The organism is Pseudomonas sp. W5-36 (assembly GCF_046540455.1).
Classification (GTDB): Bacteria; Pseudomonadota; Gammaproteobacteria; order Pseudomonadales; family Pseudomonadaceae; genus Aquipseudomonas; species Aquipseudomonas graminis_B.
On sequence record NZ_JAXCIQ010000004.1, the window covers coordinates 142574 to 166661 of the forward strand.

General features: G+C 61.5%; 21 protein-coding genes. 16 read left to right on the top strand and 5 right to left on the bottom strand.

The window, feature by feature from the left end; genetic code table 11:
• Nucleotides 1-23: 23 nt before the first annotated feature.
• From hisC to fabF, 13 genes are all read left to right on the top strand, one after another.
• Nucleotides 24-1136, top strand: coding sequence for a histidinol-phosphate transaminase (gene hisC / locus SLW74_RS08985; RefSeq protein ID WP_410928657.1), 1113 nt, complete (start codon nucleotides 24-26; stop codon nucleotides 1134-1136).
• Between the two features lie 28 nt (nucleotides 1137-1164).
• Nucleotides 1165-3372, top strand: coding sequence for a bifunctional prephenate dehydrogenase/3-phosphoshikimate 1-carboxyvinyltransferase (locus tag SLW74_RS08990; protein WP_410928811.1), 2208 nt, complete (start codon nucleotides 1165-1167; stop codon nucleotides 3370-3372).
• Nucleotides 3369-4058 carry a (d)CMP kinase gene (gene cmk / locus SLW74_RS08995; RefSeq protein ID WP_065992981.1) on the top strand — a complete coding sequence of 230 codons (690 nt, stop codon included), beginning with the start codon at nucleotides 3369-3371 and terminating at the stop codon, nucleotides 4056-4058. The genes SLW74_RS08990 and cmk overlap by 4 nt, the downstream gene beginning before the upstream one ends.
• Before the next feature lie 121 nt (nucleotides 4059-4179).
• A complete protein-coding gene (gene rpsA, locus SLW74_RS09000; RefSeq protein ID WP_065992985.1) occupies nucleotides 4180-5871 on the top strand; it encodes a 30S ribosomal protein S1 in 1692 nt (563 codons plus the stop codon).
• Between the two features lie 201 nt (nucleotides 5872-6072).
• On the top strand, nucleotides 6073-6372 hold the full coding sequence (ihfB, locus tag SLW74_RS09005; protein ID WP_037011901.1) for an integration host factor subunit beta: 300 nt from the start codon (nucleotides 6073-6075) through the stop codon (nucleotides 6370-6372).
• Between the two features lie 17 nt (nucleotides 6373-6389).
• The gene (locus SLW74_RS09010; RefSeq protein WP_410928658.1) at nucleotides 6390-6629 is read left to right on the top strand and encodes a LapA family protein; all 240 of its coding nucleotides are present in this window, start codon (nucleotides 6390-6392) and stop codon (nucleotides 6627-6629) included.
• Between the two features lie 196 nt (nucleotides 6630-6825).
• Complete coding sequence (locus SLW74_RS09015; protein WP_065992989.1) at nucleotides 6826-8199, top strand: phosphomannomutase/phosphoglucomutase; 1374 nt, start codon at nucleotides 6826-6828, stop codon at nucleotides 8197-8199.
• Nucleotides 8200-8322: 123 nt separating this feature from the next.
• Complete coding sequence (locus SLW74_RS09020) at nucleotides 8323-9291, top strand: UDP-glucose 4-epimerase family protein (protein WP_410928659.1); 969 nt, start codon at nucleotides 8323-8325, stop codon at nucleotides 9289-9291.
• Nucleotides 9288-10304 carry an MraY family glycosyltransferase gene (locus tag SLW74_RS09025; RefSeq protein WP_410928660.1) on the top strand — a complete coding sequence of 339 codons (1017 nt, stop codon included), beginning with the start codon at nucleotides 9288-9290 and terminating at the stop codon, nucleotides 10302-10304. The genes SLW74_RS09020 and SLW74_RS09025 overlap by 4 nt, the downstream gene beginning before the upstream one ends.
• A gap of 109 nt (nucleotides 10305-10413) precedes the next feature.
• Nucleotides 10414-12408, top strand: coding sequence for a polysaccharide biosynthesis protein (locus SLW74_RS09030; protein ID WP_410928661.1), 1995 nt, complete (start codon nucleotides 10414-10416; stop codon nucleotides 12406-12408).
• 197 nt (nucleotides 12409-12605) lie between these two features.
• Nucleotides 12606-12938, top strand: a complete 333-nt coding sequence (locus SLW74_RS09035; RefSeq protein ID WP_296313596.1) for a ComEA family DNA-binding protein — start codon at nucleotides 12606-12608, stop codon at nucleotides 12936-12938.
• A 167-nt stretch (nucleotides 12939-13105) separates the two neighbouring features.
• Entirely contained in the window at nucleotides 13106-13909 is an 804-nt protein-coding gene (locus tag SLW74_RS09040) for an SDR family NAD(P)-dependent oxidoreductase (RefSeq protein ID WP_410928662.1), read from the top strand.
• Nucleotides 13910-13949: 40 nt separating this feature from the next.
• Nucleotides 13950-15224 carry a beta-ketoacyl-ACP synthase II gene (fabF, locus tag SLW74_RS09045; RefSeq protein ID WP_410928663.1) on the top strand — a complete coding sequence of 425 codons (1275 nt, stop codon included), beginning with the start codon at nucleotides 13950-13952 and terminating at the stop codon, nucleotides 15222-15224.
• Nucleotides 15225-15283: 59 nt separating this feature from the next.
• Here fabF and SLW74_RS09050 read toward each other — a convergent pair whose 3' ends face one another.
• The 4 genes from SLW74_RS09050 to dsbD all read right to left on the bottom strand — a co-directional run bounded on the left by SLW74_RS09050 (nucleotide 15284) and on the right by dsbD (nucleotide 19423).
• The gene (locus SLW74_RS09050) at nucleotides 15284-15847 is read right to left on the bottom strand and encodes a TetR/AcrR family transcriptional regulator (RefSeq protein ID WP_065992998.1); all 564 of its coding nucleotides are present in this window, start codon (nucleotides 15845-15847) and stop codon (nucleotides 15284-15286) included.
• A 149-nt stretch (nucleotides 15848-15996) separates the two neighbouring features.
• Nucleotides 15997-16764, bottom strand: a complete 768-nt coding sequence (gene dsbG, locus SLW74_RS09055; RefSeq protein WP_410928664.1) for a thiol:disulfide interchange protein DsbG — start codon at nucleotides 16762-16764, stop codon at nucleotides 15997-15999.
• Entirely contained in the window at nucleotides 16761-17636 is an 876-nt protein-coding gene (locus tag SLW74_RS09060; RefSeq protein WP_410928665.1) for a prolipoprotein diacylglyceryl transferase family protein, read from the bottom strand. Before SLW74_RS09060 ends, dsbG begins: the two co-directional genes overlap by 4 nt.
• Complete coding sequence (gene dsbD, locus SLW74_RS09065) at nucleotides 17636-19423, bottom strand: protein-disulfide reductase DsbD (RefSeq protein ID WP_410928812.1); 1788 nt, start codon at nucleotides 19421-19423, stop codon at nucleotides 17636-17638. The genes SLW74_RS09060 and dsbD overlap by 1 nt, the downstream gene beginning before the upstream one ends.
• A gap of 152 nt (nucleotides 19424-19575) precedes the next feature.
• Here dsbD and SLW74_RS09070 point away from each other — a divergent pair, with 152 nt between their 5' ends.
• Complete coding sequence (locus SLW74_RS09070; RefSeq protein WP_065993005.1) at nucleotides 19576-20259, top strand: response regulator; 684 nt, start codon at nucleotides 19576-19578, stop codon at nucleotides 20257-20259.
• Entirely contained in the window at nucleotides 20256-21590 is a 1335-nt protein-coding gene (locus SLW74_RS09075; RefSeq protein ID WP_410928666.1) for an ATP-binding protein, read from the top strand. The genes SLW74_RS09070 and SLW74_RS09075 overlap by 4 nt, the downstream gene beginning before the upstream one ends.
• A gap of 71 nt (nucleotides 21591-21661) precedes the next feature.
• Here SLW74_RS09075 and SLW74_RS09080 read toward each other — a convergent pair whose 3' ends face one another.
• Nucleotides 21662-22111 carry an SgcJ/EcaC family oxidoreductase gene (locus SLW74_RS09080; protein WP_192133768.1) on the bottom strand — a complete coding sequence of 150 codons (450 nt, stop codon included), beginning with the start codon at nucleotides 22109-22111 and terminating at the stop codon, nucleotides 21662-21664.
• 357 nt (nucleotides 22112-22468) lie between these two features.
• On the opposite strand from SLW74_RS09080, the gene SLW74_RS09085 reads away from it, so the two are divergent.
• Entirely contained in the window at nucleotides 22469-23746 is a 1278-nt protein-coding gene (locus SLW74_RS09085; protein ID WP_065993011.1) for a serine/threonine transporter, read from the top strand.
• Nucleotides 23747-24088 lie beyond the last annotated feature (342 nt).

Sequence of the window (24088 nt, forward strand, 5' to 3'; positions counted from 1 at the left end):
TCACTGAAGAGGTAAAGCGGTACATGAGCGGCGACTTCCTCACGCTGGCACAGCCCGGCGTGCAAAAACTATCGCCTTACGTTCCCGGCAAACCGGTGGACGAACTGGCGCGTGAACTGGATATCGATCCGGCGCGCATCATCAAGCTGGCGAGCAATGAAAACCCGATGGGCGCCAGCCCCAAGGCGTTGCAGGCGATCAAAGACGCGCTGGCGGAATTGACCCGCTACCCGGACGGCAACGGTTTCGAGCTCAAGCAGCGGCTGTCGCAAGCCTGTGGCGTGCAGCCCGAGCAAGTGACGCTGGGCAACGGCTCCAACGATATTCTGGAAATCGTCGCCCGTGCCTATCTGGCGCCGGGGCTGAATGCGGTGTTCAGCGAACACGCGTTCGCCATCTATCCGATTGTCACCCAGGCCGTGGGCGCGACTGCTCACGTCGCCAGGGCAAAGGCGTGGGGTCACGACCTGCCGGCCATGCTCGCCGCCATCGACAGCAACACCCGAGTCGTCTTCATCGCCAACCCCAACAACCCCACCGGGACCTGGTTCGGGCCAAGCGCGCTGGCGGATTTCCTCACGCAGGTGCCTGACAACGTGTTGGTCGTGCTGGACGAGGCCTACATCGAATACGCCGAAAGCGCCGAGCTGCCTGACGGGCTTAACTTCCTGAGCGCCTATCCAAACCTGCTGGTGTCGCGGACGTTTTCCAAGGCCTATGGCCTGGCGTCGTTGCGCGTCGGCTATGGGTTGTCCTCGCCGGTCGTGGCCGACGTGCTGAACCGCGTGCGTCAGCCGTTCAACGTCAACAGCCTCGCGCTGGCCGCCGCTTGCGCTGCGCTGGGCGACGTGGACTACGTTGCGCGAAGCCGTCAGCTCAATGAAGCCGGCATGCAGCAGTTGGAAGAGGGGCTTGGTCAGATGGGCCTGAGCTGGATTCCCTCCAAAGCCAACTTCATCGCCGTAGACCTGGGCCGCGAGGCCGCTTCGGTTTACGAAGGATTGCTGCGTGAAGGTGTGATCGTTCGCCCGATTGGTGGTTATGGCATGCCCAATCACCTGCGGGTGAGCATCGGTTTGCCGAGCGAGAACAGTCGTTTCATCGAGGCGTTGAGCAAGGTTCTGGCACGTGGTTGATGTCACGTCGCTGCAACCCGCTGCGCCTATGATCGGCCGCCTGGTGGTGGTCGGGCTCGGCCTGATCGGAGGGTCGTTCGCCAAGGGCTTGAAGGAGAGTGGCCTGTGTCGCGAAGTCGTGGGCGTCGATCTCGATCCGCAATCGCGCACACTGGCCGTGGAGCTGGGCGTGGTCGATCGCTGTGAAGACACTCTCGCTGCCGCCTGCGTAGGGGCTGACGTCATTCAGTTGGCCGTGCCGATTCTGGCCATGGAAAAACTCCTCGGCGTACTGGCTGGATTGGACCTGGGCAATGCCGTGCTGACCGACGTCGGTAGCGCCAAAGGCAATGTGGTCCGCGCCGCGCGTGAAGCGTTCGGTGTGATGCCGCCGCGCTTCGTGCCCGGCCACCCGATTGCCGGCTCCGAGCAGAGCGGAGTGGAAGCCTCCAACGCCGAGCTGTTCAAGCGGCACAAAGTCATCCTCACGCCACTGGCCGAAACCGACCCATTGGCGCTGGCGCTGGTTGACCGTCTCTGGTCGGCACTGGGCGCCGACGTCGAGCACATGCAGGTCGAGCGCCACGATGAAGTGCTGGCGGCGACCAGTCATTTGCCGCACCTTCTGGCGTTCGGCCTGGTGGATTCGCTGGCCAAGCGCAACGAAAACCTCGACATCTTCCGCTATGCGGCGGGGGGCTTCCGCGACTTCACGCGCATCGCCGGCAGTGATCCGGTGATGTGGCATGACATCTTCCTCGCGAACCGCGAGGCCGTGCTGCGCACCCTCGACACGTTCCGCAGCGACCTCGATGCGCTGCGCGATGCCGTGGATGCAGGCGATGGCCACCAGTTGCTCGGTGTGTTCACCCGGGCCCGGGTCGCCCGCGAGCATTTCGGCAAGATCCTTGCCCGTCGTGCCTACGTCGAACACGCCACGTGCGCCGACCTGAAGTTTATCGGGAAGCCTGGCGGCGTTGTCCGGGGGCGGGTTCGCGTGCCGGGTGACAAGTCGATTTCCCATCGGGCGATCATGCTCGGGTCCCTGGCCCAGGGCACCAGCGTCGTCGAAGGCTTTCTCGAGAGTGAGGACGCGCTGGCGACGTTGCAGGCATTCCGCGACCTGGGTGTGGTCATCGAGGGGCCACACCACGGTCGCCTGAACATTCATGGCGTCGGCCTCAACGGGCTGCGACCTGCGCCGGGACCGCTTTATCTGGGAAGCTCGGGCACGTCAATGCGCCTGCTCTGTGGCCTGTTGGCCGGGCAGCGATTCGACAGCGTGCTGACCGGCGATGCCTCGCTGTCACGGCATTCGATGACCCGTGTCGTCGAACCGTTGCGCCAGATGGGCGCCGTGATCGACACCGCAGAAGACGGCCGGCCGCCGCTGACCCTTCGCGGCGGGCAGGGTCTTCAGGCCATCCGCTACGACATGCCATTGCCCAGCGCTCAGGTGAAATCCGCGCTGTTGCTCGCCGGTCTCTACGCAAATGGCACAACGATGGTGCATGAGCCAGCCCCGACCCGGGACCACACCGAGCGCATGCTGCAAGGGTTGGGTCATTCGGTTTCCGCTCATGACGCGACAGTCGCGTTGCAGTCAGGGGTTGAGCTCAAGGCCGCCCGCATCGAAGTGCCCGCCGATATTTCTTCGGCGGCGTTCTTTCTGGTGGCAGCCTCCATCGCTGAGGGCTCGGATTTGATCCTCGAAGGGGTGGGTGTGAACCCGACGCGCTCGGGCGTCATCGATATCCTGCGCCTGATGGGCGCGGACATCACGCTGGACAACCCGCGCGATGCGGGCGGTGAGCCGGTGGCTGATCTGCACGTGCGCCATGCCCGTCTCAGGGGTATCGATATCCCGCTGGCCCTGATACCGCTGGCCACTGACGAGCTCCCGGCGCTCTTGATTGCCGCCGCTTGCGCCGAAGGGCGAACGGTCCTCAAGGGCGCTCAGGCATTGCGCGTCAAGGAATCAGACCGCCTTGGCGCCATGGCCAACGGTCTGGCGACGCTCGGCATAAACGTTGAAACGACCGCAGATGGCATCATTATTGATGGTGGAAACCTCGGCGGTGGTGAAATCAACGCGCAGGGCGATCACCGCATCGCCATGGCATTCAGTATCGCGTCGCTGCGTGCGGCCAGCCCGATTCATATCCGGGACTGCGCCAATGTGGCGACTTCATTTCCCAGTTTCCTGACGCTGTGTGCTCAGGTGGGTATTCGTGTAACGCAAGAGGGGCAATCGTGAAAGTTCAAGCTCCGGTCATTACGATCGACGGACCCAGCGGTTCCGGGAAGGGCACGGTGGCCGGCAAGCTGGCCAAACGTCTGGGCTGGTCCCTGCTGGATTCCGGCGCGCTGTATCGGCTGCTGGCCTTCGCGGCCGTCAACCATGGCGTCGATCTGACCAATGAAGAAGCACTGAAACTGCTGGCTGCGCACCTGGACGTGCAGTTCATGGCAGCGACCGATGACCACGGTCAGCGCATTATCCTCGAAGGGGAGGACGTGACGTCGGCCATCCGCAATGAGCATGTCGGCAGTGGCGCGTCGCAGGTGGCGTCGTTGCCCGCTGTTCGTGAAGCACTGCTGCAGCGCCAGCGGGCGTTTCAGGAGTTTCCGGGCCTGATTGCCGACGGCCGCGACATGGGCACGGTGGTCTTTCCCGGCGCGCCGTTGAAGATTTTTCTGACGGCCAGCGTCGACGAGCGTGCCCGACGGCGATATTTGCAGTTGAAGGCCAAGGGTGACGATGTTAGTCTGCCGAGTCTGCTAGATGAGATCCGTGTCCGCGACGAGCGTGACACCCAGCGAGCGGTAGCCCCGCTCAAGCCGGCGCATGACGCCATTCAGCTGGATTCCACCGAATTGTCCATCGAGCAGGTGCTTGAACGCATCCTGAGTGAAGTCGCACTCCGCGATCTCGCCGGATGACCAGAAAGCCATGTGGGAGACCAGTCATAGTCCCGCAGGCTTTCTTTCATATGAACGAAACCCACGTTGTCTGGAGCGTGGCAGATGGGCGTATTCTTCGCCCTTATCAACAGGAATTAAAATGAGCGAAAGCTTTGCTGAACTTTTCGAAGAAAGCCTAAAGACTCTTAACCTTCAGGCCGGTTCGATCATCACCGCGATCATCGTCGATATCGATTACCAGGCTGGTTGGGTCACCGTTCACGCTGGTCTGAAGTCCGAAGGCCTCATCCCGCTGGAGCAGTTCCACAACGATGCTGGCGAGCTGACCATCAAGATCGGCGATGAAGTCCACGTTGCGCTGGACGCGGTCGAAGACGGCTTTGGCGAAACCAAGCTGTCCCGCGAAAAAGCCAAGCGTGCCGAGTGCTGGATCGTTCTGGAAGCGGCTTTCGCAGCTGAGGAAGTGGTCAAGGGCGTTATCAACGGTAAGGTTAAAGGCGGCTTCACAGTCGACGTTAACGGCATCCGTGCGTTCCTGCCAGGTTCTCTGGTTGACGTCCGTCCAGTGCGCGACACCACGCACCTGGAAGGCAAAGAGCTGGAATTCAAGGTCATCAAGCTGGACCAGAAGCGCAACAACGTTGTCGTTTCCCGTCGCAGTGTCCTGGAAGCCGAAAACAGCGCCGAGCGCGAAGCTCTGCTGGAATCGCTGCAGGAAGGCCAACAGGTCAAGGGTATCGTCAAGAACCTCACCGATTACGGCGCATTCGTCGATCTGGGTGGCGTCGATGGCCTGCTGCACATCACCGACATGGCCTGGAAGCGCATCAAGCATCCATCGGAAATCGTCAACGTTGGCGATGAGATCGATGTAAAGGTCCTGAAGTACGATCGCGAGCGCAATCGTGTTTCCCTGGGTCTGAAGCAACTGGGTGAAGATCCATGGGTTGCTATCAAGGCTCGTTACCCGGAAGGCACTCGCGTTACCGCGCGTGTTACCAACCTGACCGACTACGGCTGCTTCGCAGAGCTGGAAGAAGGCGTGGAAGGCCTGGTACACGTTTCCGAAATGGACTGGACCAACAAGAACATCCACCCGTCTAAAGTCGTTCAGGTTGGCGACGAAGTGGAAGTCATGGTTCTGGACATCGACGAAGAGCGTCGTCGTATCTCCCTCGGCATCAAGCAGTGCAAATCTAACCCGTGGGAAGATTTCTCTGGCCAGTTCAACAAGGGCGACAAGATCTCCGGCACCATCAAGTCGATCACCGATTTCGGTATCTTCATTGGTCTGGACGGCGGCATCGACGGTCTGGTTCACCTGTCCGACATCTCCTGGAACGAAGTGGGCGAAGAAGCCGTACGTCGTTTCAAGAAGGGCGACGAGCTTGACACCGTGATCCTGTCGGTTGATCCAGAGCGTGAGCGCATCTCGCTGGGCATCAAGCAGCTGGAAAGCGATCCGTTCTCCGAGTACGTCACTGTCAATGACAAAGGCGCTATCGTCCGCGGTATCGTTAAAGAAGTTGACGCCAAAGGCGCCATCATCACTCTGGCCGACGACATCGAAGCGACCCTCAAAGCCTCCGAAATCAGCCGTGACCGCGTTGAAGATGCGCGTAACGTTCTGAAAGAAGGCGAAGAGATCGAAGCCAAGATCATCAGCGTTGACCGCAAGAGCCGCGTGATCAGCTTGTCCATCAAGTCGAAAGACGTTGAAGACGAGAAAGAAGCGATTCAGAGCCTGCGTAGCAAGCCTGAAACCGCTGAAAGCACTGGTCCTACCACTCTGGGTGACCTGCTGCGTGCTCAAATGGAAAAACAGAACTGAGTTCTGTCTGACCATTGAAAAAGGGCGACTTCGGTCGCCCTTTTTTGTGGGCGGGTGTTTTTGCGGCATGTTCGGCCAGTGCCTGTTGACGATCTTCAAGCTCGGTTGATTTAAGTCTGGACATACTCTGTTCAAATGCTTCAGGTCATGCTAAAACCTTCAAAGCGCTTTACCTAGCTGCTTGAAAAAGAAGGGAAAAACATGACGAAGTCGGAGTTGATCGAACGAATTGTCACCCATCAAGGACTGCTCTCATCCAAAGATGTGGAGCTGGCCATCAAGACCATGCTTGAGCAGATGTCGCAATGCCTCGCGACGGGCGACCGTATTGAAATACGCGGCTTCGGCAGCTTTTCCCTGCATTATCGCGCGCCTCGCGTAGGCCGCAATCCAAAGACAGGCCAGTCTGTCAGCCTCGATGGCAAGTTTGTCCCTCACTTCAAGCCAGGCAAAGAGCTCCGCGACCGGGTGAACGAAGAAGAGGAGCACGAGCTCCAATAGCTCTTTGAGGAGTTCTCATGCGAAATGTGAAGCGTCTGATCTTTTTAGTTATCGCCCTGTTGATCGCAGCGGCGATTCTCGTATTTGTGCTGGAAAACCAGCAAACCGTCGCACTGGTATTCTTTGGCTGGAACGCGCCCGAGCTGCCTGTTGCCGTGCCGGTGATCTTTGCACTGCTGGTGGGCATGTTGATGGGCCCGCTGTTGGTTTCAGTCGCGCGTCTGCGCAGGAAGACCAAAGCGTCACGCCTGCCCTGATAGAATCCCCGCGCGCCAGACACCTCAACGCTTGCGTTGAAGATAATTACAAGCGCACCTATAACTAATTCCCTTTTTCAATGCCTAACCCACGCCTCAAGCTTTCAGGCGCGAGGGTTGCGTGCAGTTCTTCATTCGAGCTGCTTCTACTGAACAGAGGAACCTTCGGGTTTTTTCGTCGCATAGGTTTTTACACATGAATTCCGACTATCCCGCTCTTCAGACTCGCTGCTTCAAGGCCTACGACATCCGTGGTCAGGTGCCTAATGACCTTGACGATGACATCGCGTACCGCATCGGTCGGTCCATGGTTGTCGAACTGGGTGCCAAAAATATCGTCGTGGGCCGAGACATGCGTCTTGAAAGCCCGGCCTTGGCTCAAGCGTTGATCAAAGGCATCCAGGAAGCCGGGGCGGATGTCATCGACATCGGCCTGTGCGGCACCGAAGAAGTCTATTTCGCCACCAGCCACTACGAAGCAGACGGCGGCGTGATGGTCACGGCCAGTCATAACCCGAAGGGTTATAACGGCATGAAGCTGGTGCAGAAGTCGTCTCGTCCTATCAGCGGTGACACCGGCCTTGATGCCATTCGCCAGCGTGTCGATGCGGGCGATTTCGGTCAGGTTGCCGCCCAGCACGGCAGCGTTCAGTCCAAGCCGGACAAAACGGCCTACATTCAGCACCTGCTGACCTACGTCAAAGACGCCGATCTTCGTCCACTGAAGATCCTCGCTGATCCGGGCAATGGCGCGGTCGGTCCTGCACTGGAGGCGATCCGCTCCCAGCTGCCGTTTGAGTGGGTCATCATCAACGCTGAGCCGGATGGCAACTTCCCTAATGGCGTACCGAACCCGCTGCTGCCGGAAAACCGCAGCATCACCCGCGACGCGCTGCTCAAGCACGGTTGCGACCTGGGTCTGGCCTGGGACGGCGATTTCGACCGTTGCTTCTTCTTTGACGAGCAAGGCCGTTTCGTCGAGGGCTACTACCTGGTGGGCCTGCTGGCAGAAATGCTGCTCAAGCAACACCCGGGCTCGAAAATCATTCACGACCCGCGCCTGACCTGGAACACCATTGATCAGGTCGAGCAGGCGGGCGGTACGCCGGTGCTGTGCAAGACCGGCCACGCGTTCATCAAGGAGCGCATGCGTCTTGAAGACGCCGTGTATGGCGGCGAAATGAGTGCGCACCACTACTTCCGCGATTTCGCCTATTGCGACAGCGGCATGATCCCGTGGCTGCTGGTCGCTGCACTGATGTCGGTGTCCGGCAAGAAGTTCTCGCAGCTGGTCGATGAGCGCATGGCGGCCTACCCGTGCAGCGGCGAGATCAACTACAAGGTCGACGACGTCAAATCCATCATCGCCAAGATCCTGGAGCACTACACGCCGTCCTGCTCGAACATCGACAGAACCGACGGCATCAGCCTTGAGTTCGCTGAGTGGCGTTTCAACCTGCGCGGTTCGAACACCGAGCCGTTGCTGCGTCTGAACGTCGAAAGCCGTCGTGATCCAGCCCTGGTCGAGGCCAAGGTGAAAGAGATCGAAGCGTTGATCAACGGCAAGTGATGCACTTGGCACGCGGTCCTGCTGACTGAATGGCAGGGCCGCGAGCCAATCGTCTACAATGGCGCCGCTGCCCCGGAGCGGCCGTCATGATTGACGACGAATTCTTATGTGCATGGATCGGATATGACCAGAAAAATCCTGGTAACAGGCAGTTCGGGATTTTTGGGAACAGCGCTGGTTGACCACCTTGCACACCTGCCTGACACGCACATTGTTGCGGTCAGCCGACGGGCGATGCCCCATTCTTCTGCAAACGTCACGACGACCGCTGTTGCCGGGCTGACTGCCGACACCCCATGGCAAGCAGTGCTGCACGACGTCGATACGGTCGTTCATGCTGCAGCGCGGGTGCATGTCATGCACGACACCGCGGCTGACCCCCTTTCGCTGTACCGGGAGGTCAACACCCTCGGCACGCTGAACCTCGCTGAGCAGGCCGCCGCAGCCGGTGTCCGGCGCTTCATCTTTATCAGCACGATCAAGGTCAACGGCGAGTCCACTGCGCGGGGCCAATGCTTTCGTCCGTGCGACGCGCCCAATCCGAGCGATCCCTACGCCATCTCCAAGCACGAAGCAGAACAGGGCCTTCTGGCGCTGGCAAAGACCTCTGCGATGGAAGTGGTGATCATCCGTCCGGTGCTGGTGTACGGGCCCGGCGTCAAGGCGAACTTCCTGCAACTGATGCGCACCCTGCGCAAAGGTGTGCCGCTGCCGCTCGGTTTGGTGAACAATGCGCGCAGCCTGGTCTCGCTGGACAATTTGATCGACCTGATCCGCGTCTGCATCGATCATCCTGCCGCCGCGAACCAGGTCTTTCTGGTCAGCGACGGCCAAGACCTGTCGACCACCGAACTGGCCGCCCGCCTCAAATCGCACATTGGGGCATCGGGTTGGCTTATCCCCGTCCCCGAATCCCTTATCATGCTCGGCGCCTCACTGTTGGGTCGCACATCGGCGGCCGAGCGGGTGCTGGGTTCGCTGCGGGTGGACATCAGCAAAAATCGCGAACGGTTGCAGTGGCAGCCCCCGGTGTCGGTAGAGGACGGCCTGAAAAAGACCGTCGAGCATTTTCTGGTTACGGATCGAGCATGAATTATTGGTGGGTCGCGGTTGCTGTTGGGGTGTTGTCGTTTGCGCTGACGCATGTATTGCGACGATATGCATTGCACAAGAGCCTGCTCGATATTCCCAACGGTAGAAGCTCTCATACGATCCCGACGCCACGGGGCGGCGGTGTGGCGATTGTCATCAGTTACCTGGTGGCACTGGTCTGGATGCTTTGTGCAGGGCTGATCGGGCGCGATCCGTTCCTGGCCATGTTCGGCGCGGGCGCGTTGATCGCGGCGCTGGGGTTTCTCGACGATCACGGCCACATCGCGGCGCGATGGCGCCTGCTGGGGCACTTCTTCGCGGCAGCGTGGGCGTTGTTCTGGCTGGGAGGTCTTCCGCCGATCAGCGTGTTCGGCATGACCCTCGCCCCGGGCTTGATCGTCAACGTGCTGGCGGCGTTTTACCTGGTCTGGCTGCTTAATCTGTACAACTTCATGGACGGCATCGACGGCATTGCCAGCGTCGAGGCGATCTGCGTCTGCGTCGGTGCGGCGATCATCTACGCCCTCAGCGGTGTCGCCACGCTGGTGTGGCTGCCGGTCCTGCTGGCGTGCGCAGTGGCGGGCTTTCTGGCCTGGAATTTCCCCCCGGCAAAGATCTTCATGGGCGACGCCGGCAGCGGGTTTCTCGGCATCATGCTCGGTTGTCTGTCGCTGCAGGGCGCGTGGATTTCCTCGCAGTTCTTGTGGGTATGGCTTATCCTCCTCGGGGTTTTCATCGTAGACGCTACCGTAACCCTCATCCGTCGGCTCATTCGGGGCGACAAGGTCTATGAGGCGCACAGAAGTCACGCTTATCAATTCGCCTCGCGCCGTTTTGGCAAGCACCTTCCCGTGACGTCCGCAGTCGGTGTAATCAATCTGTGCTGGCTGTTGCCGGTCGCTGTAGGTGTCACCCGTTTCGGGCTGGACGGGGCACTCGGCGTGATCATTGCTTACGCTCCATTGCTCGCCCTGGCAGTCATCTTCAAGGCAGGGGCGCTTGAAAAAAGCTGAGCGTGGACATTGGCGCTGATGCTGTTGATCCGATTCCCTTGCGGGACAGGAATCAATGGCCGGTGCAAGGGTCGACTGAAAGGAGTTTGAACGCGTGCTTGAGGGGACAATGGAGAAAATTCGCACTTCGCTGCTGGCGCTGCCTCGCCGGCACAAGCGGATCATGCAGGTCGCCGCAGACGTCTGTCTGATCTGGTTCGCGTTGTGGATGGCGTTCGTCGTTCGCCTGGGCATCGACGAGCTCATCAATCCCCTGGAAATCCATACCTGGCTGTTCGCAAGCGCCCCCGTGGTGGCCATCCCGCTGTTCATTCGGTTCGGCATGTACCGCGCGGTCATGCGTTATTTCGGCAACGACGCGCTGATCGCGATCATCAAAGCCGTCAGCCTTTCGGCCCTGATTCTCGGGGTCGTGGTCTACCTCTACAGCAACCACCAGCACGTTGTGCCGCGATCGGTGATGTTCAATTACTGGTGGCTGAGCCTGGTGATGATCGGTGGCCTGCGGCTGGCCATGCGTCAGTACTTCCTCGGCGACTGGTTCTCTGCCGCTCGCCATGTGCCGTTTGCGACCCGTGACGATGGCCTGCCCAAAGTGGCCATTTACGGCGCCGGCGCGGCAGGTAATCAACTGGTTGCCGCCTTGCGCATGGGCCGGTCGATGCGTCCCGTGGCGTTTATCGATGACGACGACTCGATCTCTAACCGGGTCATTTCCGGGCTGCAGGTCTACAAGCCCAAGCACATTCAGCAGATGATCGATGTGACCGGCGCCCAGGAAATCCTGCTGGCGATTCCGTCGTCAGCCCGTGCGCGCCGCCGGGAAATTCTCGGCTTTCTCGAAGGCTTCCCGCTGCATGTTCGCAGCGTGCCGAATTTCTCTGATCTGGCCGCCGGCCGGGTGAAGGTCGACGATCTGCAGGAAGTCGACATCGCCGACCTGCTCGGCCGCGACGCCGTACCTGCCCAGGAAGAACTGCTCGAACACTGCATCAAGAACCAGTGCGTGCTGGTGACCGGGGCAGGGGGCTCGATCGGCTCGGAGCTGTGCCGACAGATCCTGCTGCTGAAGCCGACCACGCTGTTGCTGCTCGATCACAGCGAATTCAATCTTTATACGATCCTCACCGAGCTGGAGCGGCGCGTGGCTCGTGAGTCGCTCAAGGTCAAGTTGCTGCCGATCCTGGGCTCGATTCGCAATCACGCCAAGTTGCTGGACGTGATGAAGACCTGGCAGGTCAATACGGTCTACCACGCGGCGGCCTACAAGCATGTGCCGATGGTCGAGCACAACATCGCCGAGGGTGTGCTCAACAACGTGGTCGGTACGCTGAATGCGGCCCAAGCCGCGCTGCAGGCCGGCGTGGCGAACTTCGTGTTGATCTCCACCGACAAGGCCGTGCGCCCGACCAATGTGATGGGCAGCACCAAGCGCCTGGCCGAGCTGACGTTGCAGGCACTGAGCCGGGAAACCGCGCCGGTGATGTTCGGTGACCGCTCCAATGTGCATCAGGTCAACAAGACCCGATTCATCATGGTGCGATTCGGCAATGTGCTGGGGTCGTCCGGTTCGGTGATCCCGCTGTTCCATCAGCAGATCAAATCCGGTGGGCCGCTGACGGTCACGCACCCGAAAATCACCCGCTACTTCATGACCATTCCGGAAGCGGCGCAGTTGGTGATCCAGGCCGGTTCCATGGGGCAGGGCGGCGACGTGTTCGTGCTCGACATGGGCGAGCCGGTGCGCATCATCGAGTTGGCCGAGAAGATGGTGCATCTGTCGGGCCTGAGCATCCGCTCGGAACACAACCCCCAGGGCGACATTGCCATCGAGTTCACCGGTCTGCGGCCTGGCGAGAAGCTCTATGAGGAGCTGCTGATCGGCAACAACGTGGCAGCGACTCGCCACCCGATGATCATGAGAGCTCAGGAGGACTTCCTCACGTGGGACGTCTTCAAGCAAAGCCTTTCGCAGCTACTCAAGGCGCTGGACGACGATGATTACACCCGCGTGCGGCAGATCCTCGGGGACACCGTCAGTGGCTATGCGCCCGAGGGCGATATCGTTGACTGGATTCATCAGCAGCGTCGTCGGGAACCCTGAGTACACGCACACCGGAAACCTTTTCTTACTCAGCCAAACGATCGCTGAAACGGGCGCCAGGCCGCTGTGCACGGGGCCTGCGAGACAGGACATATCCGGTCACCGATCCCTGCGTTGACGCACTGCCGCCATCGGCTAGGTTTGGGAAGCAGCTCAGGAATGCTGCTTCCACTTACGATGCCGATGGAGCATGACTCATGCGTACTTCTTACCTGTCCTCTCTGATCTTCGCACTGCTGGCGAGTACGTCCCTCGCCGTGACTGCCGCCCCTGCCGCCACCCCGCCGGACGCCAGCAAACCTGCCATGTCCGCGCCGGCGGGCATGCAGGACGCCAAGGTCAATCTCAACAGCGCGAGTGCGGAAACCCTTCAGAAAGAGCTGTCCGGCATTGGCGCCGCGAAGGCCAACGCCATCGTCGCTTACCGTGAAGAACACGGCGGCTTCACGGCGGTGGACGAGTTGCTCGAAGTGAAGGGCATCGGCAAAGCGCTGCTGGACAAGAACCGCGACAAGCTGTCGATCAACTAAAACCCTGTGAGCAAAGGCCGATCACTGATCGGTCTTTTTTATGCCTGCAATAAACCAGGGCTGGCCAATCACGCACAGAATGAAAAATGTCGACTGACATATTATTTTTTAAATTACGGATGTAATATCTCTCCGCCGCTACGCTTACCTTCCCACGGAGAACGTTCATGACTACTCAGACTCAAGGCAAAGCTGTCATCACCGGCGCCTCGTCGGGCATTGGCTTCACTTACGCGGACCGGCTGGCACGGCGCGGATTTGATCTGGTGCTGGTGGCCCGTGACCAGGCGCGGCTGGAAGCACTGGCGACCGATCTGCGCGCCAAGCATTCAATCCACGTTGAGGTGGTGAAAGCCGACCTGACCCAGCCCGCCGACGTCAGCGTTCTCGAGCAGCGTTTGCGCTCGGACGCATCGGTCACTTTGCTGGTGAACAACGCCGGGGTTGCACTGAGTACGCCCCTTGCCGAATCGGATCTGGGGGAAGTGGACCGCCTGATTCAACTCAATATCGTGGCGCTGACCCATCTGGCATCAGCGGCAGCGGCCGGTTTCGCGGCGCGCGGCACCGGGGCGATCATCAATATCGCGTCCGTTGTGCCCATGCTGCCGGAGCGCTTCAACGCGGTGTACACGGCCAGCAAGGCCTATGTGTTGAGCCTGACCCAATCGCTGGCCGTCGAGATGAGCGAGCGGGGCGTGCAGGTTCAGGCGGTGATGCCCGGTGCCACACGCACTGAAATCTGGGAGCGCGCGGGCATGGACATCAACGCCTTCCCGCCGGAAATGGTCATGGACGTCAACGAAATGGTCGACGCCGCGTTGGCCGGGTTTGATCAGCAGGAGCGGGTGACCATTCCGTCGCTGCCCGATGCCGCGCTCTGGCAGGCGTTCACCCAGGCACGTCTGGCGCTGGGCCCGAATCTGTCGCTGCAGCACGCGGCGCAGCGTTACAAAACGGCTGGCGCGTAAGGGTGCCGGCCACTGCCAAAAACGAGGAGAAGGTGAACCCATGAGTGAGCGTCGCATCGTAGTGACGGGTATGGGGCTGGTAACGCCATTGGGCTCCGGCGTCGAAGCGGTATGGAAGCGGTTGCTCGAAGGCCGCTCCGGCATTGTGCAGTTGCCTGAGGGGACGGTGGCTGATTTGCCGGGAAAAGTCGGCGGCCCGGTGCCGACACTGGAGCAAGACCCTGAAGCCGGGTTCGATGCTGACGCTGCGGCGCCGCCCAAAGAGCAGAAGAAGATGGACCGCTTCATCTTGTTCGCCCTGGGCGCTGCGCAACAGGCGGTCAAGCAGGCGGGCTGGGTGCCGTCCACCGAAGAGGAGCGCGAACGCACCGCGACCATCATCGGCGCCGGCGTCGGTGGATTCGGCGCCATCGCCGAGGCCGTGCGCATTACGGACAGCCGCGGGCCGCGGCGCTTGTCGCCGTTCACCATTCCGTCGTTTCTGGTCAATCTGGCAGCCGGGCATGTGTCGATCCAGCACGGTTTCAAAGGTCCGCTGGGCGCCCCGGTGACGGCATGTGCGGCGGGTGTCCAGGCGATCGGCGATGCCGCGCGGCTGATTCGCAACGGGGAGGCGGACGTGGCCATCTGCGGTGGCGCCGAAGCCTGTATCGACCGCGTCGCCCTGGGCGGTTTTGCGGCCGCCCGTGCGCTCTCCCATGGCTTCAACGAAACGCCTGCGCGCGCTTCGCGGCCCTTCGACCGTGACCGCGACGGCTTCGTCATGGGCGAAGGCGCGGGGATCATCGTTATCGAAACCCTGGAGCACGCACTTGCCCGCGGTGCAACGCCCATCGTCGAGCTGGTCGGCTACGGCACCAGCGCGGACGCTTATCATCTGACTGCAGGGCCGGAGGATGGCAGTGGCGCGCGTCGAGCGATGCAGGCAGCGATCCGTCAGGCGGGCATCCAGCCTGCCGACGTCCAGCACGTCAACGCCCACGCCACGTCCACCCCGGTGGGCGACAAGGGTGAAATGGCGGCGATCAAAACGGTGTTTGGTGACCAGAATGGCGTCGCGGTGACGTCGACCAAATCCGCCACCGGGCATTTGCTCGGCGCAGCAGGCGGGATCGAGGCGGTCTTCACGGCGTTGGCGATCCGCGATCAGATCGCGCCGATGACCCTCAATCTGGAGAACCCCGACGAGGCGGCGGTGGGCATCGACATCGTCCGCGGCAAGGCGCGCCCGATGAACATCGAGTACGCGCTGTCGAACGGTTTTGGCTTCGGGGGCGTGAACGCCAGCGTGCTGTTTCGTCGCTGGCATCCCTGAGAGGCATCAGTGAAACAAACGTCACGCTTCCCTGCCGAGAAAGGGCAGGGAAGTGAGCGTCAGCCCTCGACCAGTTGCTTGAGCTGATCGCGGGTGGTTTCCAGAATCCGCTCGGCCAGCGCAGGATCCTTTGCGCTGCGCGCCAGCACCATCGCCCCCACCAGCCCGGACATCAGCATCACGCTCTTGTCGCTGCTCTGCCCATCGGCCGGCATGCCTGCATCAAGGGTTGCGAGCATGCGATGAATCAACTCGTCGGTGATCTCGCTCGGTTGCCCGCGCTGGCCCAGTTCGGACGCCATGGTCGGCAACGGGCAGCCCTTTTCCGGGTGATCGCGATGGGCGGTCGACAGGTACAGGTCGATGAACGTCTGGGTCGAGCTGTCTTCCGCCAGTTTCTCGGCGCGTGCGGCCTGCAGCTGGTCGACGGCGCAGCGCAGGGATTTCTCGACCAGGTCGTCCTTGGATTTGAAGTGGGCATAAAAACCACCGTGGGTCAGGCCCAATGCCTTCATCAACGGCTGCAAACCGGTGGCGCCGATGCCGTCACGGCGAAAGCGTGCGGCGGCTTCCTGAAGGATCCGCTGGTGGGTCTGGGCTTTGTGATCTTCGGCGTAACGCATGGAGCGAGCCTCCCGAGTGTGGCTCTTGAAATGGTGGTCGACATTTTTACACGGATGACAGGCCGGTGCAGTACCCGCGTTGAAACACGAGCTGCCACCGGTCAGAGCGCTCCGTCCGCCACCGCCCGCCCACGACGGCGGATATTCGGCTATTTTGGCCCCATCATTTTCGCCAGCGCCTCAGGCCGGGGTGCGCCTTGTTGCTGCTGAAGGTGCCCGGCCTCGTCCTTGTAGAAAATCGACGGCGTGGCGGACAGGCCCATGTCTTCCATCAGTTTCATGTTGGCGTCGAGCTTGGCCTGGATGTCTTTGGGGATGTTCTGCATGGCCTTGAGCGTGCTGGCTTTGCCCGCCTGCTCGTGATTCTGCAGGGCCAGTTCCGGGTTCACGTCGGCCAGCAGGCTCGCGGCTTTGGCGGCGCTGTCCTCGCGGATCACGCCGACCATGATGTGGCGCAGTTGCACTTTCCCTGATTTGACCCAAGGCCGCGCCTGCTCCCAGAACAGGTTGCAGTACGGGCAGTTGGCGTCGCTGAACAGGTAGATGATTTTCGGCGCAGTCTTGGCGCCGTCGGCGATCCAGGTGCTGTTTTCCAAGCGGCCCCACATCGCCTCGGACATCGGCCCATAGACCAGCTTCTGCAGGGGCGCGGTGCTCAGGTCCTCGCCCTTTTCATTGAACAGATTGCCGGCCAGCACATGCTTGCCGTCCGGGGTCAGGTACAGCGCCATGCCCTGATTCTGGTACTCGGCGGCGTAGCCCTTCAGTCCTGCCGGCGCGTCGAAGCTGCCTTTGATGGTCGCGCCCTTGGCTTCAAGCGCCTTGACCGGGGCGGGCAGTTCTTCGGCGTGGGCCAGCGCGCCTGGCAGGCTGAGCGAAACGGCGATAGCGATGAGCGCAGGGCGCAAGATGTTCATGGGGTGGTCCTCTGTTGCGAAGAAGGGGGTGACGAAGGCTGTGAAGACGTCGGTGAAGAAGCGCTCGGCGGCTGGCTGAGGCCGTTCAGGTAATGGGTGAGGCTGGCGCTGGACAGTTCGCCCAGATGCCCGTCCAGTTGACGGCCGTTCATCCCGTAAAACAGCGTGGTGGGCAGGGCGGCTGAACCGGCACGGCGACCCAGTTCGCCGCTGTCATCGAACAGCACGTTGCCCAGTTGCAGACCCTGGCTGCTGAGAAACGTCGCCACTTCACGGGGGCTTTCTCCCTGATTGACGAACAGAAATACGACGTCGGGATTGGCCTGCTGCGCGGCTTGCAGCACGGGCATTTCCCGGCGGCACGGCGGGCACCACGTCGCCCACAGGTTGACCACCAGTTTGCGGCCTGTGTAATCGCGCAGCTGCACGGACTCGCCGGCGCCGTTGCGCAGCGTCAGATCCGGCAGCGGGACATCCCGACGCAGGCTTTCAATGGCCAGACTACTCAGCCACCAGAACAGTAACCCGCTGGCGACGCCCCATCCCAGTGGCCTGCGCTGCAACGGTCGGCGCCACGCGATGACAGCGGCGCCGACCACAATTGCCAGAACACCGGGCCAGGCACTGAACCCGCCGTCGCGGACATCAACGATGCGCAGCAGGTCGCTTTCATACTGCGCCCAGTAGCGGGCGACGAACGCCAGACGCGCCACCAGCAGTCCGAACATAAACAGGCCGAAGACGGCGCGTTCCGGGTTTATTCGCTGCTTGCGGCCACTGATCCAGCCGACCAAAGTCGCCAGCGCCAAGGCAACAAGCAGCAGCAAATGATTAAGCGACAGGGCGAACGGCCCCACGGAAAAGCTCAGCATCAGTCGCGCCCCCGGGTGGTTTGCCAGTGCTGCAAAAAGCCGTCGAGGCCCACTTCGCCGGTGATACGCCGGTCGCGTCTTTCGCTGCCGTCCGGTGCGATCCACACCAGCGTCGGCGGCCCCGGCACGTTGAAACGATCAAGCAGCGCCCGGCTGGCGTCGTTGTCGGCCGTCACATCGAGGCGCAGCAGGCGCACGCCGTTCAAGGCCTGCAGGGTTTCAGCCTTGGCGAACACGGTCTTTTCCATGATTTTGCAGGACACGCACCAGTCAGCGTAATAGTCGACCAGCACCCACTGCCCAGCGGCTGCTGCAGCGGCGAGTTCGCGGTCCAGGGCCAACGGGTCCTTGATCGTGGTGAACGCGTCATGGGCCGCGCTTGGGGTGGATGATTTCGACCCGCTGTAGACCTTGAGCGGCTGCCAGGGATCGTCGCCACCCGCCGCCGCGCCGATCACCATCATCAGGCCCCACAGGCCCACGAGCAGACCGACGGGTGCGCAGAGGCGTGAAGCGCGTTGCAACGGCCGGGTCTGCACGATGGCGCTGTAGGCAAAGATGATCAGCAATGCGCCGAACAGCCCCAACCACAGTACTTCGGCGAGCAACGGCCGAATCATGATCAGCGCGGTGCCCAGCAACAGGAAGCCGAAGAGGCCTTTGACTACATTCATCCAGGCGCCCGGTTTTGGCAGAAAGCGCGTGCCGACCGTGACCAGCAGCAACAGTGGCAGGCCCATGCCCACGCCCATGACGAACAACACCAGCGCGCCGTGCAGCGCATTGCCGCTCTGGGCGATATACAGCAGCGCGCCGGCCAGTGGGGCGGTCATGCACGGGCCGATCATCAGTCCCGACAGCGCGCCGAGCGCAGAGGCGCCCAACAGACTGCCGCCGTGGCGCTGACGCCCGGCCTTCTCCAGACGATCGCGCAGGAAGCCCGGCAACTGCAGCTCGAAGAAGCCGAACATCGGCAGCGCCAGCACCACAAACAGCACCGCGAAACTGCCCAGCAGCCACGGCTGTTGCAGGGTCGATTGCAGGTTGCTGCCCAACAGCGCGGCGACCACGCCCAGCCCGGCGTAGATCATCGCCATGCTCAGCACGTAAACGCTCGCCAGCGCTAAGCCCTGGGCGGGTCTTGCGCCGCTGCCGACCACCACGCCGGCCAGGATCGGCAGCATCGGCAGTGAACACGGCGTGAACGCCAGCAGCAGACCCAACCCGAAAAACGCCAGCAGGCTCAGGGCCAGTGAACGCTGCGCCAGGCCACTCGCCAGTGCCTCGTCCTCTGCCTGATTGCCGACGTTGTTGCCTTTTTCAGTGCTAGCCGGTTGCGCGTTGCCGCTGCCCACATCAACGAGCTGGCTTTGCGGTGGATAGCACAACCCGGCATCGGCGCAGCCTTGCCAGCTCACTTTGATCTGACCGTTGGCCGAGGCCGGGATTGTCAGTTCAAGGGCCTGCCGATAGACCTGCTGCTGGCCGAAATACTCGTCGTGATGGTCCTCGCCGGTCGGCAGGCCGGGCTGCTGTTCCTGGCTCAGTCCGTCGAACTTGAGCCGTTGCTGATACAGGTAATAACCGTCCGCAATCTGCCAGTACAGGCGGGTTTGCCCGGACGCCATTCGCTGCGAGGTAAAAATGAAGGCGTCCTTCGCCGACAGAAAATCAGGCTTCTCGCTGAAGAGTGAAGGACCGGATTTCGCCGGGAAGGGATCCCCGCCGGGCACTGCCTGCGCCAGTAACGGGATCAGCATCAGAATCATCAACCACAACCTACGCATGCTCACCTTCCAATCCTTATGAATGGGGCGCAGCCTGCGCAGTGGCGATTAACAGTCGATTAACGCTGTGCGGCGCGTCGTGTCTGCGGCGGCTCGTGCATAATCCGCCGTTAATCCCTCTGCGCTTCAATCGCCTTTTTTCGGGGCCGACCATGCACGTACTGCTTTGTGAAGACGACGACCTGATTGCCAGCGGCATCGTCGCAGGCCTTGATGCCCAGGGCCTGACAGTGGACCGCGTGGCCACGGCCTCATCGGCGCGGGCGATGCTGTCGGCCGCACATTTCGACGTGATGATCCTCGACCTCGGCCTGCCCGATGAAGATGGCCTGAAGCTGTTGCGCCAGATTCGCCAGCAGGGCGTGGAAATCCCGGTGCTGATTCTTACCGCTCGCGATACCGTCACCGACCGTGTCGACGGCTTGCAGGCCGGCGCGGACGATTACCTGCTCAAGCCCTTCGACCTGCGTGAACTCAGCGCGCGCCTGCACACCCTGGTGCGACGCATGGCCGGGCGCAGCGTCAATGTGATCGAACATGGCGTGCTCAGCTATGACCCGAGCAGCCGGGAAACCCGCCTTGCCGGTCAGCCGGTCGATCTGTCCCGCCGGGAACAGGCCCTGCTGCAAGCGTTGCTCAACAACAGCGGTCGCGTGCTTTCGGGCGAACAGTTGAAGGACTGCGTGTACGGCTTCGGCGACGAAGTGGAGAGCAACGCCCTCAATGTTCATATCCATCACCTGCGGCGCAAGCTGGGCGGCCGCATTATCGAAACCGTCCGCGGGCTCGGTTATCGCCTCGGCCCGGCCGGCCATGATTCGGAGCCCACGCCATGATGAGCCTGCGCACGCGGCTGAGTCTGATTCTGGGCTCGGCGTTCATTCTGATCTGGGTGCTGGCGGCGGCGTGGATGCTGCGCGACTTGCGCACGCAGATGATGCAGTCCCTCGATCAACGCCTTGAGGCCTCGGCGCGCATGGTCGCCGGGCTGCTCGAGCAGATGCAGATGCCCACCGGCAGCGACACCCGCTCGCTGCGGGCCGACGATCCGGCGTTGCCCAACGGCATGGCATGTCAGTTGAGCTCCCTGCGCGGGCAGGTGCTGGCGCGCACCGACAGCTCGCCGAGCGAACCGCTGAAGGCCGACGCCAGCGGCTTCCATGACCAGATGATCAACGGCGACCATTGGCGCGTGTACACGATGATGCATGGCAATGTACGGGTGAGCACCGCCGACCGGCAGATCGAGCGCGACGTGCTGGGGCACTCGGTGCTGCTGGCGGCGTCGGTGCCGGTGCTCGTCGCTCTGTTCGGCAGCCTGGCGCTGGTCTGGTTCGGCATCGGGAGGGGGCTGGCGCCGCTCAACCGCATGCGCGATGCCTTGAATCGGCACAGCGCCGACTCGGTCGAGCCGCTGGACGTGCCCAACCTGCCCAGCGAGTTGCAGCCGCTGCTGGTCAGCCAGAACCAGCTGTTTCAGCGCATTGCCCAGACCCTTGAGCGCGAGCGTCGGCTGACCGGCGACGCCGCCCATGAACTGCGCAGCCCGCTTACTGCCATCAAAACCCATCTGCAAGTGGCGCGCATGACCGAGGGCGAAAAACGCGATAAAGCGCTGGGCCATGCGGAGGAGGGCGCCGATCGCATGCACCGCACCCTCGAACAGCTGCTGCTGTTGGCGCGGGTCGAGGGCAGCCTGTCGTTTGATGACGGTGTGCAGTGCGACGCCGAACAGGTCGCTCGGCTGGCCATTCACGACGCCAGTCACGGCGACGAGCAGCGCATCGACCTGATACTGCCGTCGCAGTTGTCCAGCGCCGCCGTACAGATGCCGGCGGCGCTGGCGGTGGCCGCGCTGCGCAATCTGCTGGACAACGCGCTGCGCCACAGCCAGGCCGCGGCGCAGGTGGAACTGAGTGTTGAAACCTTCGACGGGCAGGCGCATTTCCGCGTTCGCGACCATGGACCGGGGATTCCCGAACCGGACCTGGACAAGCTCACCCAGCGCTTCTGGCGCAACGGCACAAGCCCCGGCGCTGGCCTGGGCCTGGCGATTGTCCAGGCCATCGTTCAACGCTGTGCGTGTTCGCTGCGCTTTGACAGCCGTCAGGACGGTTTGCGGGTGGAGCTGAGCATGCCGTTGCGGCGCGACGTCGCAGGCGAGTGAGGTGTGGGAAGGGTCTGAAATGTGAGTCGGCCTGGCGTTGGACGTCAGGCCGGCTGTTTACTGAATGTGCGTTACTCGGGCATGGCTGAGGAATGGTGGGATGTAATCAGCCACTGGTTATCCACGTGTGCATAAGTGAAGGTGTAACGCGCTTTGACGCTTGAGTGGTCGTTAAAACGAAAAGTGTAAAGGCCTGTGTCGATTGCGGTATTGCAACTTGTCATCACAGTGCTGCTGTCGACAGTGCCCACCGGTTTGTTTTCAAGGAAGTGATTGAAGTAATCAAGTTTGCCCGCAAGGTCTGTTCTGGGCTGGTTGGAGAGGGTGGGCAGCAGCACGGCATCGGCGGTGTAGTTCGCCGCCACCTTGCTCGAATCGCCGGTTTTCAGGGCGTTATTCCAGCGGTCGAACAGCATTGCGGCCTGCTGCTTGTCAAGTGTTGCGCATTGATCGGAGGTAGTATTTGCACTGGCGAACGAGCTGGCAGTGAGTAATGTGATAACAGCGAAAGTCTTGAACATGAGTTGCCTTCCATGGGCGGTTGAATGTAGATCGAGAGCCTAGTGCAGGAGGAAGTAAACGTGTACTGCCGTGGATTTACAATTCGTTTCGCGAACTAATTTGTGCATATCCGGCGTGGGAAGTTTCCGCTTTGATAAGTAAGAAGAGTTACTTATTTGCGCCGGAAGTTAAGCCGGTTTGAAACTTTCATCCTCCGGTTCCGCACGCTTTTGGTCCGACAAGCCTTTGATTCTGCTCTCCAATCCCGGACAATCGCGCCCCTTTCCCTGTAGAGAACCGGTCAGGGGCGCCGACTGCCACGTTTTTCGACGCGCTTTTGACCATGTAGCTATCACCGGCAACGGAGAATCGACCGGATGAATGATCAGGCCAACAGCGTCGAACACACCGTCGACGCCGCCCCCGCGAGCGTAACGACCTGGAACCGCAACGACACCACCTGGATGCTCGGGCTGTTCGGCACCGCCATCGGCGCAGGCACGTTGTTTCTGCCGATCAACGCAGGTATCGGCGGGTTCTGGCCGCTGGTGATTCTGGCCGTGCTGGCCTTTCCGATGACTTTCTACGCGCACCGCGGGCTGACCCGTTTCGTGCTGTCGGGGCGCGATGGCGCGGACATCACCGAAGTGGTCGAGCAGCATTTCGGCAGGAAAGCCGGTGCCTTGATCACGCTGCTGTATTTCTTCGCCGTGTTTCCGATCCTGCTGATCTACAGCGTGGCGCTGACCAACACCGTGGGCAGTTTCATGGAGCACCAACTCCATGTGCAGCCGCCGCCCCGGGCGCTGCTGGCGTTTGTGCTGATCCTTGGCTTGCTGGCGGTGGTGCGTTGCGGTGAGCAGATCATCGTCAAGGCCATGAGCCTGATGGTGTACCCGTTTATCGTGGCTTTGCTGTTCCTCGCGGTGTTTCTGATTCCCCACTGGAACGGCGGCATTCTCACCACGGCCAGCAGCTTTCCGGCACCCTCGTCGTTGCTGCACACCCTGTGGCTGGCGATTCCGGTGATGGTCTTCTCGTTCAACCATTCGCCCATCATCTCGGCATTTGCCGTCGACCAGAAGCGTCAATACGGCGAGCAGGCCGAACCGCGCAGCTCGCAAATCCTGGCCCGCGCCCACCTGCTGATGGTGGTCATGGTGCTGTTCTTCGTCTTCAGCTGCGTGTTGACCCTGGCGCCTGAGCAACTGGCGGAAGCCAAGGCGCAGAACCTGTCGATCCTGTCCTATCTGGCCAACCACTTCAGCAACCCGACCATCGCGTTTGCCGCGCCGCTGATTGCGTTCGTCGCGATCACCAAGTCGTTTCTGGGCCACTACATCGGCGCGAGTGAAGGCCTCAAAGGTCTGGTAATGAAGACCGGCCGCCGTCCTTCGCCACGTCTGCTCGATCGCCTGACCGCAGGCTTCATGCTGGTGGTCTGCTGGCTGGTGGCGACGCTCAACCCAAGCATTCTGGGGATGATCGAAACCCTCGGCGGCCCGGTCATTGCCGCACTGCTGTTCCTCATGCCGATGTACGCCGTGCGCAAAGTGCCGGCCATGCGCCGGTATGCGGGCAAACTGTCGAACGTGTTTGTGGTGGTGATCGGGTTGATCTCGATTTCGGCATTGGTTTATTCGTTGTTGCAGTGACGCTTCAAGTGGGGCGGAGGGCAGATCGTCCGTCTTCCTGGAGCTGCACTGCGGGTAGCCAACATTGATCGTGTGGGCGTGACCGGGATGGCGCGTCCCATGGCTCAAGGACACGGTATTTCATCGCTGAAAATCCGGCGAATGTACCGGCATCTTCGCGAGCAAGCTCGCTCCCACACGGTGTTCTGTTTTCTTGGAAATTGGCGCAAGTTGAGAGACTGGAGGCGCCGGCCGTTCATTCAGGCAACCGCGATGTCCGACGGCGAGCACTGGCCATGTGGGAGTGAGCTTGCTCACGAAGGCGGTGGTCTGGCCGCAGTTAGATCCACTGCCCAGCTGGGT

What these genes read in the sequence shown, in the direction of transcription:
- hisC (WP_410928657.1), top strand. Translation starts at nt 24, where the DNA reads ATGAGCGGCGACTTCCTCACGCTGGCACAGCCCGGCGTGCAAAAACTA.
- SLW74_RS08990 (WP_410928811.1), top strand. Translation starts at nt 1,165, where the DNA reads ATGATCGGCCGCCTGGTGGTGGTCGGGCTCGGCCTGATCGGAGGGTCG.
- rpsA (WP_065992985.1), top strand. Translation starts at nt 4,180, where the DNA reads ATGAGCGAAAGCTTTGCTGAACTTTTCGAAGAAAGCCTAAAGACTCTT.
- ihfB (WP_037011901.1), top strand. Translation starts at nt 6,073, where the DNA reads ATGACGAAGTCGGAGTTGATCGAACGAATTGTCACCCATCAAGGACTG.
- SLW74_RS09010 (WP_410928658.1), top strand. Translation starts at nt 6,390, where the DNA reads ATGCGAAATGTGAAGCGTCTGATCTTTTTAGTTATCGCCCTGTTGATC.
- SLW74_RS09015 (WP_065992989.1), top strand. Translation starts at nt 6,826, where the DNA reads ATGAATTCCGACTATCCCGCTCTTCAGACTCGCTGCTTCAAGGCCTAC.
- SLW74_RS09020 (WP_410928659.1), top strand. Translation starts at nt 8,323, where the DNA reads ATGACCAGAAAAATCCTGGTAACAGGCAGTTCGGGATTTTTGGGAACA.
- SLW74_RS09025 (WP_410928660.1), top strand. Translation starts at nt 9,288, where the DNA reads ATGAATTATTGGTGGGTCGCGGTTGCTGTTGGGGTGTTGTCGTTTGCG.
- SLW74_RS09030 (WP_410928661.1), top strand. Translation starts at nt 10,414, where the DNA reads ATGGAGAAAATTCGCACTTCGCTGCTGGCGCTGCCTCGCCGGCACAAG.
- SLW74_RS09035 (WP_296313596.1), top strand. Translation starts at nt 12,606, where the DNA reads ATGCGTACTTCTTACCTGTCCTCTCTGATCTTCGCACTGCTGGCGAGT.
- SLW74_RS09040 (WP_410928662.1), top strand. Translation starts at nt 13,106, where the DNA reads ATGACTACTCAGACTCAAGGCAAAGCTGTCATCACCGGCGCCTCGTCG.
- fabF (WP_410928663.1), top strand. Translation starts at nt 13,950, where the DNA reads ATGAGTGAGCGTCGCATCGTAGTGACGGGTATGGGGCTGGTAACGCCA.
- SLW74_RS09050 (WP_065992998.1), bottom strand. Translation starts at nt 15,847, where the DNA reads ATGCGTTACGCCGAAGATCACAAAGCCCAGACCCACCAGCGGATCCTT.
- dsbG (WP_410928664.1), bottom strand. Translation starts at nt 16,764, where the DNA reads ATGAACATCTTGCGCCCTGCGCTCATCGCTATCGCCGTTTCGCTCAGC.
- SLW74_RS09060 (WP_410928665.1), bottom strand. Translation starts at nt 17,636, where the DNA reads ATGCTGAGCTTTTCCGTGGGGCCGTTCGCCCTGTCGCTTAATCATTTG.
- dsbD (WP_410928812.1), bottom strand. Translation starts at nt 19,423, where the DNA reads ATGCGTAGGTTGTGGTTGATGATTCTGATGCTGATCCCGTTACTGGCG.
- SLW74_RS09070 (WP_065993005.1), top strand. Translation starts at nt 19,576, where the DNA reads ATGCACGTACTGCTTTGTGAAGACGACGACCTGATTGCCAGCGGCATC.
- SLW74_RS09075 (WP_410928666.1), top strand. Translation starts at nt 20,256, where the DNA reads ATGATGAGCCTGCGCACGCGGCTGAGTCTGATTCTGGGCTCGGCGTTC.
- SLW74_RS09080 (WP_192133768.1), bottom strand. Translation starts at nt 22,111, where the DNA reads ATGTTCAAGACTTTCGCTGTTATCACATTACTCACTGCCAGCTCGTTC.
- SLW74_RS09085 (WP_065993011.1), top strand. Translation starts at nt 22,469, where the DNA reads ATGAATGATCAGGCCAACAGCGTCGAACACACCGTCGACGCCGCCCCC.